Genomic DNA, 16,924 nt, shown 5'->3' with positions numbered 1-16,924 from the left:
GGGAGCACGTAACGTCGCGGAAACCCAGGGAGTCTCCCCCGTGCACCACGCCAGCCTCACCCTCGACCCGGCCTTCAAGGTCGCTCCCGTGCGCCGCCGCACGTTCGGCACGTTCGTCGAGCACCTCGGGCGGTGCGTCTACACCGGCATCTACGAGCCCGGGCACCCGCTGGCCGACGACGACGGTTTCCGCCGCGACGTCCTGGAGCTGACCAGGGAGCTGGGCGTGTCCACCGTCCGCTACCCCGGCGGCAACTTCGTCTCCGGCTACCGCTGGGAGGACGGCATCGGCCCCAAGGACCGGCGGCCCCGCCGGCTCGACCTGGCCTGGCGCAGCACGGAGACCAACGAGGTGGGCGTGGACGAGTTCGTCCTGTGGTGCCGTAAGGCGGGGGTGGAGCCCATGATGGCGCTCAACCTCGGCACGCGCGGCATCGCCGAGGCGCTCGACCTGCTCGAATACTGCAACCACCCGTCCGGCACGGCGCTGTCGGACCTGCGGGTGAGCCACGGCGCCAAGGAGCCGCACGGCATCAGGATGTGGTGCCTGGGCAACGAGCTGGACGGGCCCTGGCAGACCGGCCACAAGACGGCCCGCGAGTACGGCCGGCTGGCCGCCGAGACCGCCCGCGCGATGCGCATGGTGGACCCGCGGCTCGAGCTGGTGGCGTGCGGCAGTTCCAGCTCCAGCATGCCGACGTTCGGCGCGTGGGAGGCGGAGGTGCTGGAGGAGACGTACGAGCTGGTCGACTACATCTCCTGCCACGCCTACTACGAGGAGCGCGGCGGCGACCTGGGCAGCTTCCTGGCCAGCGACACCGACATGCAGTACTTCATCTCCTCCGTGGTGGCCACCGCCGACCACGTCGGGGCGCGGCTGAAGTCACGCAAGCGGATCGACCTCTCCTTCGACGAGTGGAACGTCTGGTACCAGTCCCGCTTCAGGGACGCCGGCACCCCCGACGACTGGCCGGTCGCGCCACCGCTGCTGGAGGACCACTACCACCTGGCCGACGCGGTGACGTTCGGCGGGCTGCTGATCACGCTGCTGCGCAACAGCGACCGGGTGACCGCCGCCTCGCTGGCCCAGCTCGTCAACGTGATCGCGCCCATCATGACCGAGCCGGGCGGGCGGTCCTGGCGGCAGACCACCTTCCATCCGTTCGCGCAGGCCTCCCGGTACGCGGCCGGCGACGTGCTGCGGGTGGAGCCGGTGTCGCCGCTGTACGAGACGGCGGCGTACGGGGAGGTGCCGCTGGTGCACGCGGTGGCCACGCATGACGCGGACGGCACGACGCTGTTCGCCGTCAACCGCTCGGTGGACGGGCCGCTGTCGCTGGAGATCGACGCGCGGGCGCTGGGCGCGGTGCGGGTCGTCGAGGCGACCACGTTGACCGACCCCGACGTCTACGCCCGCAACACCGCCGACGAGCCGGACCGCATCACGCCCAGGCCGAACCGGGACGTCGAGAAGGATCCGCTGCGTGTGCTGCTGCCGCCGGTCTCCTGGAACGTGATCCGCCTGGCCCCCTGAGCGCCCGCCGCCTCAGGAGGGAAGGGCGCCGTGGCGGACCCGTGCGGACCCGGGGCGGACCCGAGCCGGCTCGGGCGGGCTTCGCGCGGGCTCAGGCGGGCGCGGGCGGGCTCAGGCGGGCGCGGTGCTGTCGCGGACCACCAGCTCGGGCTCGATCAGGCGGCGGCTCTCGGGCTCGGCCCCGGCCATGCGGTCGAGCAGCATGTGGAAGGCGTGCCTGCCGACCTCGCGGAAGTCCTGCCGCACGGTGGTCAGCGGCGGCCAGAAGTAGGCGGACTCGGGGATGTCGTCGAAGCCCGCCACGCTGACGTCCTCAGGCACCCGCCTGCCCGCCTCGCGCAGCGCCCGCAGCACGCCGAGCGCCATCTGGTCGTTGGCCACGAACACGGCCGTGGCCTCGGGCTCGTCGGCCAGGCGGCGGCCGAGCTGGTAGCCGGATCTGGCGCTCCAGTCGCCGCGCAGCACGTCGGGCACAGGCCGCCCGGCCGCCTCCAGCACGCCGCGCCAGCCGTCGATGCGGCCGTTGGCGTCGAGCCAGTCGGCCGGGCCCGCGACGTGCCACACCGTGCGGTGGCCGAGGTCGAGCAGGTGGCGGGTGACGCGGGCGGCGCCGGCGACCTGGTCGACCTTCGCCACCGGGACGGGGATGTCGTCGGCGGCGTCGACCGCGACGACCGGCATCTCGGGCGGCAGGTGGCGCAGCCCGTCGGCGGCCGACTCATGGGGCGCGACGATGATCACGCCGTCGACCGCCTGGGTGCGCAGCCGCTGCACGCCCTCCTCCATGGAGGTGCGGTTGAGCGAGCTGAGGCTGGCGATGGAGACGTTGTAGCCGGCGTGGCGGGCGGCCTGCTCGATGCAGTAGAGCGTGGTGGCCGGGCCGTAGAGCGTGGTGTCGATGCTGACCACGCCGAGCACGCCGGAGCGACCTGTGACGAGCTGGCGGGCCGCCTGGTTGGGGCGGTAGTCCAGCTCGCGTACGGCGGCCAGGACGCGGGCCCTGGTCTCGGCGCGTACGCGGTCGGGTGTGTTGAGCACCCGTGAGACGGTCATGGTGGAGACACCGGCGAGCACGGCGACGTCCATGAGCACCGCAGGCCGGCCGGCTTTGGATTTCACCACGGCTCACCCCCCTTAGCGGTAACGCTAACAGGCGGAACGCGCGAACGCGCGATCGTAGCCCCCGCGTCACGAGGGGGTCCTGCCCCGCCCCGCCGGGCGTTCTCAGCTAACTACCAGGAACGGAGAGTAACCTGCGTCGGCATGGATGCGCCGAGGAGGACGAACAATGTGCTGGTCACGGCCCTGAGGCGCGGTGCGCGACGCCGCGGCGGGAGCTCCGGCCCTGTCGCAGGCCCTGTCTCAGGCCCTGTCTCCGGCTGGGGGTGCGGCAGATGAGGATCCGCTACCTCATGCTGCACGCGTACGGCATGGGCGGCACGGTCAAGACCGTGATCAGCCAGGCGAACGCGATGGCCGCCGCCGGGCACGAGGTCGAGCTGGTCAGCCTCGTACGCCGCCGCGAGCGGCCGCACTTCGCCGTCGATCCGCGTATCACCGTCACCACGCTGGTGGACCAGCGCGGCGGCCGGGTGCCGGACTCGCTGGCCCGGCGGGCCTGGCGGCGGGTGCGCGGGAAGGTGGTGCCGCGCGGCGAGTTCGCGGCCGGCTACTTCACCGAGCGGGTCGAGTGGGCGGCGATGGAGTACTGCGCGGGGCTGGACGACGGTGTCCTCGTCACCAGCCGGCCCGCGCTCAGCCTGATCGCCGCCCGCCGCGCCCGCAAGCCGGTGATCAAGGTCGCCCAGGAGCACATGAACCTGTCGGCCTATCCCGAGACGATCCGCAGGGAGATCGCCCGCCACTACGCCGCCTTCGACGCGATCACCGTGCTGACCGAGGCGAACCTGCGGGACTTCCGGCGCCTGCTGCCGGCCACGCCGGTCGTGCGGATCCCCAACGCCGTGCCGACCGCGAAGCGTGAGCGGTCGCGGCAGAGCGCGCCGGTCGTGGTGGCGGCCGGGCGGCTGGTGCCGCAGAAGGGGTTCGACCTGCTGATCAAGGCGTTCGCGCAGGTGGTGGCCGAGCGTCAGGAGTGGCGGCTGCGGATCTTCGGAACCGGGCCGCGCCAGGGCGAGCTGGCGGGCCTGATCGAGCAGTACGGGCTGGCCGAGCACGTGTCGCTGGTGGGGCGTACCGGGCGGATGGACAAAGAGCTGGCCGGCGCCTCGGTCTACGCGGTCAGCTCCCGGTACGAGGGGCTGCCGATGACGATGATCGAGGCGATGGCGCACGGGCTGCCCGTCGCCGCCTTCGACTGCCCCACCGGGCCGGGTGACGTGCTGACCGACGGGGTGGACGGCCTGCTGGTGCCCCCCGAGGACGTGGACGCGCTGGCCGAGGCGCTGCGCCGGCTGATCGCCGACCGGGAGCTGCGGGTGAGCATGGGGAAGGCGGCACGGCGGACCGCGCGGGCGTACGCGGCCGAGCACGTGATGCCCGTGTGGGAGGACCTGTTCGCAGAGCTGGCGGCGGGCGAGCGGATCGGCGACACCTTCTGGCCGGCCCACTGACCCGGCCGGCTGACCTCCTGGCCGACCGCTTACCCCGACCGGCTGGCCTCCTGGCCGGCCCCCTGGCCCCGGCCGGCTGACCTCCTGCCCTGGCCGACCGATTCTGGCTCTCCCCCGGGCCTTGGCCCTCCCACGGGCCATGGCCGGCCTGCCGGCCGGTTTCCGGGCAAAAAGATTTACCTCCCGATTTTCCCGGAAAAATCGGGGTTTCTGGATACTCCTGTCTAAAACATCCCTCATTTCGGCAAAAGCAGGCCCAAGAGGGCGGCACTCTGGGCCGCATGCGTGACCGGAAAGCTTTTCTGACTGCCATGGCAGGCGCCCTTGCCCTGGTCACAGGGCTCACGGCGCCGGCCCAGGCCACCACGACCACCGCCGCACCCGCCTCTCCCACCGTCCGCCAGGATGCCCCCGCCGTGTACGGGCGGGCCGCGTACCTGATGGACGCGAGCTCCGGCGACGTGCTGTTCGACAAGGCCGGCGGCAAGCGCATGCCGATCGCCAGCCTCACCAAGACCATGACCGCGTACGTGGTGCTGAAGACCGCCAAGCCCACCGACGTCGTACGGATCAAGGCGGCGGACGTCGCGTACGCGGAGGACGGCGGCGGCACCACCGCGGACCTGCGCCCCGGCGACCGCATCACGGTCGGCGAGCTGCTCTACGGCCTGATGCTGCCCTCGGGCGCGGACGCCGCCCACGCGCTGGCCCGCACGTACGGGCCGGGCGTGAAGGGCTTCGTCGCCAAGATGAACGCGACCGCCCGAGAGCTGGGCATGAACGACACCGAGTACGTCAACGCCGACGGCCTGCCCACCCCGGCGGGCGACGGATATTCCACCGCCAGGGACCAGGCCGTGCTGGCCGCCGCCGCGCTGAAGGTGCCGCTCATCAAGGAGGTCGCCGGGACCCGCCGGCACCATCTCGACGGTACCGGCGAGCACCGCTCGTACGTCTGGCGCAACACCAACCGCCTCATCGGCACGTCGGACGCGATCGGGCTCAAGACCGGGTTCACCCGGGCGGCGGGCTACTGCCTGGCGTTCGCGAGCGAGCGCGACGGCCGGCCGCTGGTGGGCGTGCTGCTCGGCGAGTCGAGCTCGAGCCGCCGCTTCGGCACCGCCGAGGAGCTGCTGACCTGGGGCGCCGCCCAGCAGCGCGCCTGAGTCTCAGCGCACGCCGCGGGGCCGGAACTGGATGCTGATGCGGGGCCCCGCGGGGCGGCCCGTCTTGGGAATGGCGTGCTCCCATGTGCGCTGGCAACTGCCGCCCATCACGATGAGGTCGCCGTGGCCGAGGTCGTGGCGGACGGAGGGGCCACCGCCGCGCGGGCGCAGCATGAGCGAGCGCGGGTCGCCGACCGACAGGATCGCGACCATGGTGTCCTCGGTGCTGCCCCGGCCGATGGTGTCGCCGTGCCAGGCCACGCTGTCGCGGCCGTCGCGGTAGAAGCAGAGCCCGGCGGTGCGGAACGGCTCGCCCAGCTCATCGCCGTAGTGGGCGTCGAGTGCGCGCCTGGCGTCGTCGAGCACGGGGTCGGGCAGGGTGTCGCCCTCGCCGTAGAACGCGAGCAGGCGCGGCACGTCGACCACCCGGTCGTACATGCGGCGCCGCTCGGCCTGCCAGGGCACCTGCTCGGCCAGCCGCTCGAACAGCGTGTCGGCGCCGCTCAGCCAGCCGGGCCGCAGGTCGATCCAGGCGCCGTGGCCGAGGTGGGTGCGGCGGACCGAGCCCGCCAGGGAGCCCAGCCCGAGCTCCTCGTCGAAGCCGAGCAAAGATGCTTGGAACGCGGCTGTCATGCTGCCGAGTGTATGCCATTCTTCAAACACGCATTCGACTTGGGTGGAAGTGCGTCGCTGGGCCCCGCCCACTCCGACTACCGCTTCTGCCAGGTCGGCGGGCGCACCGTGGCCGGCATCAGCCCGCACCTGCCGCCGCGCGGTCAGCGGCGCTGGCGCAGCGGCTCGGCGGCACGCTGCGGGGGCCCGCGACGACCACGGAAGGGGTCGGACGGACGGCGTTCGCCGCCGACCCGTTCGGCGCCGCGTTCGCGGTGATCACCAGCTCGGCCTGACCGGCGTCACAGCGGGCGGCGGCCGGCGAAGCCCAGCTCCGTACGGTGATACCAGCCCAGCTCGCGCTCGCCCTCGATCCAGCACAGCCGCACCGAGACACCGTCGAGCACGGCGGGGAAGTCGACGAGCACCGGCGCGATGCCCTTGACCTCGATGCCCTGCTCGCTCCAGCCGCTGACGATCTCCTCGATGCGCGCCTGCAGCCCCTTCAGCTCGGGCAGCCCGCCCCGCTCCGACCTGCCGCCCGAGCGGCGGGCGAAGTCGATCTCGGCCAGGTCGGCGCGGGCGGCGATCACCTCGGCGGCGTCGTGGATGACGCCGGGGAGCAGCGCGCGGGCCTCGTCGAGGGTGAAGAGCCGGTCCATGCCCGACAACGTTAGCGGTTGGGCTCGTAGGCGTGGATGAGCAGGCGTTCCGCCTCGTCGAGGTAACTGTCGAGGTAGGCGGCGGCCTCGTCGGGCCGGCCTGACTCGATGAGGCCGAGCAGCACGTGGTTGCGCTCGACGAACGGCTCGTGGAAGGCGCGCGGGTTCTCCATCACGTGGAAGACGAGCCGCAGCTCGGCGAAGAGCTGGCGCATGGCCTCGTCGATCCTGGGGCTCTCGTTGAGCGAGACCAGCGCCTGGTGGAAGCGGATGTTGGCGGTGCCGACGCCCTGCCAGTCGTCCTGCGCGACCGCGCGCTCGGCGTCCTGGAGCGACTCCTTGATCAGGGCCAGCGCGCGGCCGGACGGCGGGCGGCGCACGGCGGCGCCTTCGAGCACGCGGCGGACGCGGTAGAGGTCGGAGACGTCCTCGGCGGAGGGGAGCCGGACGAAGACGCCCCTGTTGAGCCGGTGGTCGAGCAGGCGTTCGTGGCCGAGCAGCCGGAACGCCTCGCGCAGCGTGTTACGTGAGACGCCGAGCGCCTCGGAGATCGACTCCTCGGAGAGGCGCTGGCCCGGCTGGAAGAAGCCCTCGCTGATGCGGTCACGCAGGATGTCGGCCACCCGCTCGGCCGTGCTGCTACGTCCCAGACGGGGCCGGTCCTGGGAGAGATCAGCGACCACGTTATCCACATTTGACAGATAATCATGGAGCAAACCTCTTGTCGAATTGTTCAACGATCCTTACGTTGAAACTACTCCCCATTCGACATAAGGAGCGATCCGATGTCAGGCTCCACGCAACAGACCCGGCGGGTGATCCTCGCCAGCCTGATCGGCACGTCGCTGGAGTGGTACGACTTCTTCCTCTACACCACCGCCGCGACCCTGGTCTTCCCCAAGCTGTTCTTCCCCTCACTCGACCCCTTCACGGCGGTCCTGGCGTCGCTGACCACCAACGCGGTGGCGTTCGTGGCGCGGCCGCTCGGCGGCGTGGTGTTCGGCCACTTCGGCGACCGGGTCGGCCGCAAGACCGTGCTGGTGGTGACGCTCCTCATGATGGGCGTCTCGACGTTCCTCATCGGCGTGCTGCCCGGCTACGCCGCCGTCGGCGTGCTGGCGCCGGTCCTGCTCGCGCTGCTGAGGTTCGTGCAGGGGCTGGGGCTGGGCGGCGAGTGGGGCGGCGCGGTGATCATGTCGCTGGAGCACGGCGACGGGCGCAGGCGCGGCTTCAACGCGAGCTGGCCGCAGGTCGGCGTGCCCGCCGGTTACGTGCTGGCCACCGGCCTGCTGACGATCATGTCGTTCACCATGTCGGATGCCGCGTTCCTGTCGTGGGGCTGGCGGGTTCCGTTCCTGCTGTCGGGCGCGCTGGTCTTCGTCGGGCTGTGGGTGCGGATGCGGATCACCGAGTCGCCGTTGTTCGCCGAGGTCTCCGAGCAGGGCGCGACGGCCAAGATGCCGCTCATCGAGGTGCTGCGCACGCACCCGCGGGCGCTGCTGTCGGCCTTCACCGCGCGGATCGGGGTGGACGTGGCGTTCTACACCTTCACCGCGTACATCATCGTCTACATCACCGGGACGCTGAACCTGCCGCGCTCGTACGCGCTGAACGCCGTGCTCATCGGCTCGGCGCTGCAGCTCGCGCTGATCCCGCTGGCGGGCGCGCTGTCCGACCGGTACGGCCGCCGCCCCGTCTACCTGGCCGGCGTGATCGCCGCCGCGGTGTGGGTGTTCGTCTTCTTCCCGCTGCTCGACACCGGTTCGTTCCCGCTGATCGCGCTGGCCGCCGTGGTGGCGCTGGTGACCCACGCCGCGATGTACGGACCGCAGGCCGCGTTCATCGCGGAGCTGTTCAGCACCCGCCTGCGCTACAGCGGCGCCTCCATGGGCTACCAGGTGGCGGGTGTGGTGGGCGGCGCGCTCGCCCCGATCATCGCCCTGCAGCTGTATGAGTCCTTCCAGTCCACGATCGCGGTCTCCGTGTACGTCGTCGCCGCCCTCGCCGTCACCGCCGTCGGTTTGGCCATCGCGCCGGAGACCCGCGACGTCGACCTGGCCGAGACGCCGGAAGAGGCCAAGAAGGCCCCGCAGGTGGGCCCGTTCGCCTGACAGACCTCGCAGGGGATGCCGCGAGAGCCGCGGGCGGTGGCTGCCGACACCGCCCGCGGAAGCTTTTCGGGGCGCGGAAGCCCCTAGTCAACAGGGTTGTGACCGTATCGCCATCGATTCACAGAACAACCGTCTCCGAATAGGCATAAACTGCCCGCCTGTGAGCCTGCCTGTACGAGAACGTTCCCCCCGGCCGGGCGGCGGTCGTCACCGCCGTCCCGTGCCCACGTCCTTGCCGCCCGACGCCCCCGTGCTCGTGCTCGCCACTCCCGGCACGACGGACGGCGTGGCCGAGGAGATCGCGGCCGTGGTACGCGTCGACAACCCCCAGATCGAGGTGCGCCTGACGAGCGTGAGCGACCTGGCAGACTCCCTGCCCTCCGGCCGCGAAGCCGTCGTCGTACCGCTCCTCACCTGGGACGATCCCGCCGTCCTCGCGGAGATCGGCAAGGCCGTCGCCGCCACCGGCACCGGGGCCGCCGTCACCGAGGCGCTCGGCCCGCATCCGCTGCTGGCCGAGGCCCTGCACATCCGGCTGGCCGAGCGCGGCCTGGCCAGGGCCGACCGGGTCCGCCTGCTGAACGTCTTCAGCCCCGTGGACGCCGTCATCCTCGGCACCGTGGGCGGAGAGCGTGCAGTGCACGCCGTGCAGGCCACCGCGGTGCTGCTGGCGTCCAGGCTCACGCTGCCGGTCGTCGCGGCGTCGCTGGACAGCGAGCCCGGCGTGCCGGTCGCGGCCCAGCGGCTGCGGGCGGCGGGCGCCGAGCGGCTGGCCATCGCGCCCTGCATGATCGGCCACGAGGCTTCGTACGCGCTGATCGAACAGGCCGCGGCGGCGATCAACGCCGGCCACGCCGAGCCGCTCGGCTCGCACAGCGCCGTCGCCGAACTTGTCGCGCGAGCTTACGGCAGTCAACTCGCGACTTGACAAGGGCTTGTAAAGATCACGGAACTCGCGTTACGGTCGGCGCATGCGCCGCGTGGTCTGCGAGGGCGAACGCGTCTGCCTCCGTGACGTCACGGAGGCGGACATCGCCGCTCTGCACGGCGTCTACGGCCATCCCGTCGCCACCCAGCACGCGCCCTTCGCGCCGCGCGGCCTCCAGGAGGTGACCGGCCTCGTCGAGGAGGCCGTGCGGGCGGCCACCGCCGAGCCGCGCCTGCTCTACGTGCTGGCCGTGCTCGACACGGGCCGCCGCGACGTGGTCGGCGTCGCCCGGCTGCGCATCGAGGCCGAGCTGCCGCACAGCGCCGAGATCGGGTTCGGGCTCCATCCCGAGCAGTGGGGGCGCGGCATCGGCACCGACCTCGTACGCCTGCTGCTGTCCTTCGGCTTCAAGCAGCTCGGGCTGCACCGCATCTGGGGCGCCCGCTCCCCCGCCAACCTGCCGGCCCAGCTCGCCATGCTCACCGCGGGGATGGTCGAGGAGGGCCGCATCCGCCACCACCTGCCCACGCCGAACGGCTGGCGCGACTCCATCGTGCACTCGGCGCTGGAGGACGAGTGGGTCGAGCGCTGATCCCCACTTCCCGCGCTTCGTGAGCGCCGGGTCAAGTCCGGGCGCAGTCGCGGGTCCCGGGATTGTCGGTGCGGCATCCTACGATGAGGCCTCTCACGGAGGGATAGTCACATGCTCGACTCGCTGATCGTGCCCCTGTTCGTCACCACGGACCTGCCGCCCGGGGCGGACCTGGCCGAGTTCGGCGAGCTGCTCGCCGAGACCGCGCGCTCGCTCGGCGACGAGGGGGCGGGCTATCCGGCGTTCCTGGCGGGCAACGTGTTCTGGCTCGACCGTCCCGTGCTGCCCGGCCAGCGCCCGCCGGCCGAGGGCGAGCTGCGCTTCGCCGGCATGCTCGGCTATCTCGCGGCCTCCGGCTCCGGGCAGGGGCCCCGCGAGGTGGTGGCCGACGTGCGGCGGGCGATCGGGGCCGCCGTCACCGCGCGCTACGGCGACGTGGGCGTGCCGCCCGCCGTGTTCGCCATCCGCGATCACGACGTCCGCGAGCGCACCCCCGGCAAGGCCATCTACGTCGACACCCGCGACGGGGCCAGCGAGCTGGTGAGCGCGACCCGGTCCTATCTCTAGCCCTGCTTCCCCGGCTCGTGCGATCGTGAGCCCATGGCGCTGCTCGCCTCGCCCTCGGTCTTGGCGGTTACGCGGTGGGGCTGTCGGCCGCGTTCTTCGGCTATCTGGTGCTGGTGACCCTCATGCCGGGGTCGAAGTGGACGGGTGAGCCTCCCGGCGGGCCGATGAGCACGTACGACGCCCAGAGGTCCGGCTCGACAGAGCCGTAGAGCTCGCGCAGCCCCAGCACGGCGGCGCGCAGGGCCGTGGCGGGCGCGTCTCCCGCGCGCAGGCGCATGATGAGGTCGTGCGCGAGGGTTCGGGAGATCTCCTTCGCGACCGGCCACAGAGGGAGCAGCACGGCGCGGGCTCCCGCGTGCAGGAACGCCTGACCCAGCGCGGCCACGGCCGTGCCCGTTCCCGGCGTCGCGGTGTGCGGGGTGAGCATCACGAGGTCCGCCGCCACGTTCATGGTCATCAGGCGGCGGGCGGTCAGGAGGCCGTCGGCCAGCACGACGCCAGAGCCGAAGGGGTCCTTCTCGTCCAGCACCATGTCGGTCGCCAGGTGCAGCACGGGACGCACGCCCCGCAGGCCGGCCGCGGTGGCGGTGACGGGGGTGGTGCCGAGCAGCGCCGCCGCCTCTTCCTCCTGGCCGATCACCATCGGTGTGCCGCGCCGCGCCTGCGGCCGGCCCTCCGTCGTGGTGGCGGGGGCGTAGGTGACGGGGCCGTGCTCGATCAGGGCTCGGCCGCCGGAGGGTGTGAGCGCGTGCAGGGGGATGCCGTGCAGTCCTGGGCCTGGGAGCAGGTGGAGCAGGTCGCCGCTCTGGAGGTCGAGGTTCCACAGGACCTCGGCCAGCAGGCCGTCGGCCAGGCGCCGCCAGACGTCGGCGCGGTGGCGGCGGGCGTCGATGTCGAGGAGTCCTGGTCTGGGGGCGTACGTGGTGCGCAGGAAGTCCGCGAGCAGTTCCCGGCCGACGGCGGTCGTGCAGGCCCGGGGCTCCGGCCAGCCCGTACGGTGGGCCAGCACGGTCGTGGTGCCGGCGCTTGCGTCAAGGTGGAACGCCAGCATGGCGACCGTCCCACGTGTCCCCGGTGTGGAGGTGGACCGGCGGCGCAGGGACACGTGATGGGGGGCCGAGGGGGCCATGCGGCGCCACACGGACTCCAGGTCGGTCCTGGCCGCGCGGGCGCGGTGGATGAGGCGGGCGGCCCGGTCCGGATCCCTGGTGTGTCCTGCGGCCGTCATCAGGGTCTGGACGGTGGTCAGGGCCTGCTGCTCGGCCTCCAGGAGGTTGGCGGGAACACCCTCGGGCGCCGGCCAGGGCCGGTCGTCCAGGTGGGCGGCGAGGGCGGCGACCCTGGCCTGCTCGGCGTGCTCCCAGGCCGTCCCGCCCCGTCCGAGGGTGACGGCCAGGCGGACGGCTCTCTCGCGCGAGGGGACGTGACCGAGCGCGCAGGCCCGCTCGGCGTCGGCCAGCGCTCCTGCGAGGTCGCCCAGCTCTTCCGCGGCGACCGACCTCAGGTGGTACGCCGTCCGCAGCTCGATGTCGTGACCCAGGTCGGTCAGGGTGCCGATGGCCGTACGGAGGCGGTGCCCGGCCCGGTCGTACGCGCCTGAGCCCAGGTCGAGGACCGCGAGCCGGCACTGCGCCACCGCCTCCCCCGCCCTGAACACGCCCTCCTGCGCCAGCGCCACGGCCTCCTCCAGCCACCTGACGGCCTGGATCCTGCCGGTCCGCCCGACGGCCAGACGGCCGAGCGCCACCAGGGCGAGGACGGTGCCGCGAGCATCGCCGTGAGCGCGTTGCAGGTGCAGGGCACGCTCGGCGAGAGACCGGGCCCCTTCCGGATCGCCCCGAAGCTCGTGGACGAACGCCAGGTCCGCGTAGGCGGCGGGCAGGTCTGCGGGGCGGCCCAGCTCCTCACCGAGCGCGATGGCGTCACGGTAACGGGCGGCGGCCTCGTCCAGCTCATCGAGCTTGAGGTGAAGAGCGGCACGCCCGATGAGGAGCGGAACGCGAAGGAAACGCCACACGAAAGGCGCCGTCAGCGCCAACCCCTCCTCGTGAACTTCACCGGCCTCCCGCCACCTCGCCGCATCGGCATAGGCCGCCCCGAGCAGCGCGAGCGCCCCGGCGAGCTGCGCAGGCACCGCACCCCGGGCCTCCTCGACGGCCGCCTCAAGGTGCGTGATCGCCTCCTCCGCCCGCCCCAGCTCCAGAGCCGCCGCCCCAAGATTCCGCAGATGCTCACCCACCCGCTCATCACGCAACTCACACCCTCGCGCGGCGTACGCGTAGGCGGCAGGCAGATCGCCCAGGGCCCGGCAGTACCCCGACAACTTGACCAGCAGATACGACCGATCCCCAGCCTCCACCCCCGCGAGAAGCTCCCCGCCCTCCGAATCGCGGACCCGCGTGGAGGCGCCCGGCGTGGCGGTGCCAGGTGCGGGGGTGCCAGGTGCGGAAGCGCCCGATGCGGGGGTGGTGTCGGTGGGTGGGGATGGGGCGGGGGCGGTCAGGGCCTGGGTGGCGAGGGCGCGGGCCTGGGCGAGGTCGCCGGCCGCTTCCGCTTCGGCGAGCTGAAGCCAGAACTCCAAGCGGGCCACCGCGTCGCTCCAGCGGCCGCCCGCGCGCAGGGAGGTGAGTGCGGCGCGGCCACGGGTGAGGTCGCCGAGGGTCAGGTGGAGGGTCGCCAGGCGGGACAGGGCGGCGGCGTCGATGTCGCTGTTCATCGCGGCGATGAGCTCGAACGGCGCTTCCTCGACCGCTCCGTCAGCTGAGCCACCCGCAGGACCTTCTGCCGGAGCGCCCCCCGCACCGCCCACAGAGCTCAGCGCTTGAGCGCCCGAAGGACTGAGGGCGCTTTCCAGACTCTGGCGGGCGGCGCGGTAATCGCCGCGATGTTCCAGGGCGAGGCCCAGCTTGATGGCGGTCAGGGCCGCTGGTTGGGGGTGGCCGGCGGTGTGGAAGGCGGACAGTGCGGCTTCGAGGGCGGCGACCTGGGCGTCGAGGTTGCCCGTACGGCCGTGTAAGGCCGCCAGGCGGTCCTGTACGACGCCCTCCGCCAGCCGGTCGTCGCCCGCCAGCGCGAGGGCTGTGTGGAGGCGTTCCCCGGCCTCACCGAGGTGGCCCAGCTCTGCGTCCACGGCCGCGCGGCCAAGGGTGGCGACAAGGAGGGCGTAAGGGTCGGAGGTGGCCGTTTCGAGCGCGTGGTCGAGGTCGGTCAGGGCGTCGTCCGGGAGGCCGAGGGCGGTCAGGCAGGCGGCGCGCATGGCCAGGGCCAGCGACTCCTTGACCGGGCTGTCCAGCCGGGCGAACGCCTCCGCCGCCGCCCCGAACGCCTCCATGGCCTGCGCGGTCTCACCCTCTCCGTACGCGAGAACGCCCAGGTTGTACCGCACAGAGGCGGCACCGTCGGGGTTGCCAAGGGCGTCGTACTCGCGTCCGGCCAGCTCGAAGGCGACCCGTGCCCCACCCGCGTCACCCCGGCCCCGGCGCCGCTGCGCGATCCGGTACCACTCGTCGGCCGGCTCGCGCCGCCGCCCGTGCCGCCGCACGATCTCCACGAGCCGGGTCTCGCAGGCGGCGGCCTGCCCGGGGTGGCCGCGTACGGCGTGCAGGACGGCGTGCGCGTCGAGCGCCCGGCACGCCTCCTCCCAGTCCCCGGCCGCCTCCAGCTCGATGGCGCAGGCGGTGATCCGTTCGCCGGCGGCGGTGAGGTCGTCCTGGTCGAGCGCGGCGCGGGCGGCGATGACGAGGGCGAGCGCGGCGGGGACGGGTTCGCCCGCGCTCAGGTGCAGATCCCGCGCCCGGGCGGCGCACTCGACGGCGGCGGCCGGGTCGCCTGCGGCGAGGTGGGCTTCCGCGGCGTGCCGGAGGTGCGAAGCCTCGTCGGCGGCCAGCCCCGCGTCCTCGCACAGGCCGGCGGCCCGCCGGTGGAGGCCGGCGGCGCGGGCGGGCTCACCGGTGGCGAGGTGGAGCAGGCCCATGCGGGTGAGCTCCTGCGCCTCCGCACGGGCATCTCCGAGCTCATGGTGGACGTCCACCGCCCGCGCGTACGCCGCCAAAGCCCGCTCAGGCTCGGCCAGCCCGCCCAGCCGGGACAGCACGGCGGCGGCGCGGGACCGTTCCCCCGCCGCCTCGAACGCCTCCGCCGCCCGCTCCAGGACGCGACCCGCGGCGCCCGCCCGCCCGGCCTCGGCCAGCCGCTCCGCCGCCTCGGCGAGGAACTCACCGCGCTCCGCCTCGCTCGCGGCCCGCCGCTCCGCCACCTGGAGCAGCGTGAGCGCCCGTTCCTCGGGCGGCGACCGCAGCGCCAGCTCGGTCGCGGTCACCGCGAGCTGCTCATCCACCTCCCCCGCCCCGTCGAGCACGCGCGCCAGGGCCGCGTCCAAGGCGGCGTCCAAGGAGGCGTCCGAGGCGGCGTCCAAGGAGGCGTCCGAGGCGGCGTCCGAGGCGGCGTCCGAGGCGGCGTCGGGTTCTCGGCCGGTCTCACCGGTCAAGGACAGTGCTTCGGCGAGGTCGCGGGGGTCCTGGTACGCCGTGTGGCGCGCCAGGAGCGCCTCCACCAGGGCGCGCCGGGCGCCGGCCTGGCCGTGTGCGTCCTTCGCGGCCAGTTCGACGGCCTGGCGGGCTGCTTGGACGGCCTCCCGCAGATCGGCGGCACGCCGGTCGCCGTCGGCACTGGAGGCTCCCCGGCGCAGCACCTCCGACATCAGCCCGTACGCCTCGGCCCGCCGGGTCAGGCCTGCACCCGCCGCGAGTGCCTCGCGCAACACGGAGACGGCCTCGCCGGCGGGGTGAGGTACGCCGTGCGGTGCGGGGCCGGTCGTCAGAGGGAGGGTGAGGGCTTCGGCGAGAAGGAGGAGCGTGTCGGGGCGTTCTGGGGCGTGGTCGCCGTATGCGGACAGGGCGGCGCGGGCCGCGGCGATAGGGGCGGCCGGGTCGCCGCCCGTCAGGGCCGCCAGTTCGAGCAGTGCGGTGGCCAAGGAAGTGAGGAGAGCGGGCTTGGCGGGGTGGCCGTCAGGGACCATGGCGAGTGCGTCGCGGCGGGCCTCGACGGCGGACTCCAGGTCCGCGGGGTCGCCGCTCACCTCGTGGCGGCGCATCCTGCGGTCGCCGAGCAGGCGCAGCCGGACGAGCGGGTCGGGCAGGTCGCGTACGTCCTCGCCGGGGGTGACGCGCAACGCGTCGAGCATCTCCAGGCCGGCTTCGAGCGAGCGTTCGTCGCCCGTGACGACGTACCACTCGATGAGCCCCGACGCGTACGGCGCCAGCACCCCCGGATGCGCCCACCGCTCGTGCCAGAAGTCCAGGGCGCACTGCCCGACCCTGATGAACGCCAGCAGGTCGTCGTCGGCCCAGGAGGCGACCGCGCGGGCACGGGTGAGCTCGACGAGCGCGAGCAGCGCCCGCGACCGGTCCCGCTCCCCCGACTCGGCGGCCGCGAGGTACGCGGCGGCCGATTCGTCGTCGCCGGGCGCCGCGAGCGCGAGGGCGGCGGCCAGGTAGCGGGTGTAGGCGGGCTCGCCGAGCGCGGCGCGCAGCAGCATGTGGACGGCGTCATCGATGATCTCGCGCTCGCCGGTGGCCTCGTAGAGCCGCATGAGCCCGGCCCCGAGCGGCCCCAGCGCGCCGGCCGCCCACGAGGGGTCGGACGAGCGTACGGACTCCTGCAGCAGGAACTCGCCGAGCCGCTCCGACACCTCCGCGACCGGCTCGGCCATGGCCCGCCGGACCAGGGCGTGGATCAGCAGCCCGACATGCCGGTACGCGCCCGGGTCGACGTGCCTGAACACCTCCTCGACCAGTCCCGCCCAGGTGCCGGCCGACTCGCCCGGAGGCAGTTGGGAGCCGCGCAGCTTCTCCGGCAGCCGGCCGGGGTCGACGACGGCCACGGCGGCGAAGAACGCGCCCGCCACCGCCGCGTCGCGGGTGGTGCGCGGGTCGAGCCGGTAGCGGGCCAGGTGGAGCATGCCGATGAGCCGCCAGGTGGCCGCGTCGGAGCGGTCGCCGGAGCAGGCCAGCATCGCCTGCTCGGCCTCGGACAGCGCCGCGGGATCCCAGATCAGCTCGGGATCCGCGACCTGTTCGAACCGCTCGATGCGGGCGGCCAGCGCCCCGGCCGGATCGGTCATGGGCACAGACTCTCATCGGCGTGCCGCCCCGTACAGCGGCTCCCGGTGAGGGCGGGCG

12 protein-coding genes are annotated in these 16,924 nt (G+C 73.4%); 7 read left to right on the top strand and 5 right to left on the bottom strand.

The genetic code is table 11. From position 1 onward, the window contains the following. The first annotated feature begins 40 nt into the window (after positions 1-40). A complete protein-coding gene (locus ABZW11_RS08640) occupies positions 41-1,534 on the top strand; it encodes an alpha-N-arabinofuranosidase (RefSeq protein WP_355414158.1) in 1,494 nt (497 codons plus the stop codon). Positions 1,535-1,645: 111 nt separating this feature from the next. Here ABZW11_RS08640 and ABZW11_RS08635 read toward each other — a convergent pair whose 3' ends face one another. Further along, entirely contained in the window at positions 1,646-2,656 is a 1,011-nt protein-coding gene (locus tag ABZW11_RS08635; RefSeq protein WP_355414156.1) for a LacI family DNA-binding transcriptional regulator, read from the bottom strand. 272 nt (positions 2,657-2,928) lie between these two features. Here ABZW11_RS08635 and ABZW11_RS08630 point away from each other — a divergent pair, with 272 nt between their 5' ends. Both ABZW11_RS08630 and ABZW11_RS08625 read left to right on the top strand, forming a co-directional pair. Next, positions 2,929-4,107 carry a glycosyltransferase family 4 protein gene (locus ABZW11_RS08630; RefSeq protein WP_355414154.1) on the top strand — a complete coding sequence of 393 codons (1,179 nt, stop codon included), beginning with the start codon at positions 2,929-2,931 and terminating at the stop codon, positions 4,105-4,107. 311 nt (positions 4,108-4,418) lie between these two features. Continuing rightward, entirely contained in the window at positions 4,419-5,273 is an 855-nt protein-coding gene (locus ABZW11_RS08625; RefSeq protein WP_355414152.1) for a D-alanyl-D-alanine carboxypeptidase family protein, read from the top strand. Positions 5,274-5,276: 3 nt separating this feature from the next. Here ABZW11_RS08625 and ABZW11_RS08620 read toward each other — a convergent pair whose 3' ends face one another. The 3 genes from ABZW11_RS08620 to ABZW11_RS08610 all read right to left on the bottom strand — a co-directional run bounded on the left by ABZW11_RS08620 (position 5,277) and on the right by ABZW11_RS08610 (position 7,230). Continuing rightward, complete coding sequence (locus tag ABZW11_RS08620) at positions 5,277-5,906, bottom strand: alpha-ketoglutarate-dependent dioxygenase AlkB (RefSeq protein WP_355414150.1); 630 nt, start codon at positions 5,904-5,906, stop codon at positions 5,277-5,279. A gap of 281 nt (positions 5,907-6,187) precedes the next feature. Beyond that, a complete protein-coding gene (locus tag ABZW11_RS08615; protein WP_355414148.1) occupies positions 6,188-6,547 on the bottom strand; it encodes a DUF2203 domain-containing protein in 360 nt (119 codons plus the stop codon). Between the two features lie 11 nt (positions 6,548-6,558). Next, the gene (locus ABZW11_RS08610) at positions 6,559-7,230 is read right to left on the bottom strand and encodes a GntR family transcriptional regulator (protein ID WP_355414146.1); all 672 of its coding nucleotides are present in this window, start codon (positions 7,228-7,230) and stop codon (positions 6,559-6,561) included. A gap of 102 nt (positions 7,231-7,332) precedes the next feature. Here ABZW11_RS08610 and ABZW11_RS08605 point away from each other — a divergent pair, with 102 nt between their 5' ends. The 4 genes from ABZW11_RS08605 to ABZW11_RS08590 all read left to right on the top strand — a co-directional run bounded on the left by ABZW11_RS08605 (position 7,333) and on the right by ABZW11_RS08590 (position 10,745). Then, the gene (locus ABZW11_RS08605; protein WP_355414144.1) at positions 7,333-8,658 is read left to right on the top strand and encodes an MFS transporter; all 1,326 of its coding nucleotides are present in this window, start codon (positions 7,333-7,335) and stop codon (positions 8,656-8,658) included. Between the two features lie 220 nt (positions 8,659-8,878). Next, positions 8,879-9,586 carry a hypothetical protein gene (locus ABZW11_RS08600; protein ID WP_355414142.1) on the top strand — a complete coding sequence of 236 codons (708 nt, stop codon included), beginning with the start codon at positions 8,879-8,881 and terminating at the stop codon, positions 9,584-9,586. Between the two features lie 43 nt (positions 9,587-9,629). Further along, positions 9,630-10,178 (top strand): GNAT family protein, encoded by a 549-nt coding sequence (locus tag ABZW11_RS08595; RefSeq protein WP_355414140.1) that lies wholly within the window; start codon positions 9,630-9,632, stop codon positions 10,176-10,178. Between the two features lie 111 nt (positions 10,179-10,289). Next, positions 10,290-10,745, top strand: coding sequence for a hypothetical protein (locus tag ABZW11_RS08590; RefSeq protein WP_355414138.1), 456 nt, complete (start codon positions 10,290-10,292; stop codon positions 10,743-10,745). A 100-nt stretch (positions 10,746-10,845) separates the two neighbouring features. Here the strand turns inward: ABZW11_RS08590 and ABZW11_RS08585 are convergent, their stop codons facing one another. Continuing rightward, on the bottom strand, positions 10,846-16,866 hold the full coding sequence (locus ABZW11_RS08585) for a CHAT domain-containing protein (protein ID WP_355414136.1): 6,021 nt from the start codon (positions 16,864-16,866) through the stop codon (positions 10,846-10,848). Between the last annotated feature and the right edge of the window lie 58 nt (positions 16,867-16,924).

It is taken from the genome of Nonomuraea sp. NPDC004580 (assembly GCF_040609855.1).
Taxonomy (GTDB): Bacteria; Actinomycetota; Actinomycetes; order Streptosporangiales; family Streptosporangiaceae; genus Nonomuraea; species Nonomuraea salmonea.
Note: the sequence above shows the minus strand (reverse complement) of the source record. Positions and strands in the feature narration are given on the sequence as shown.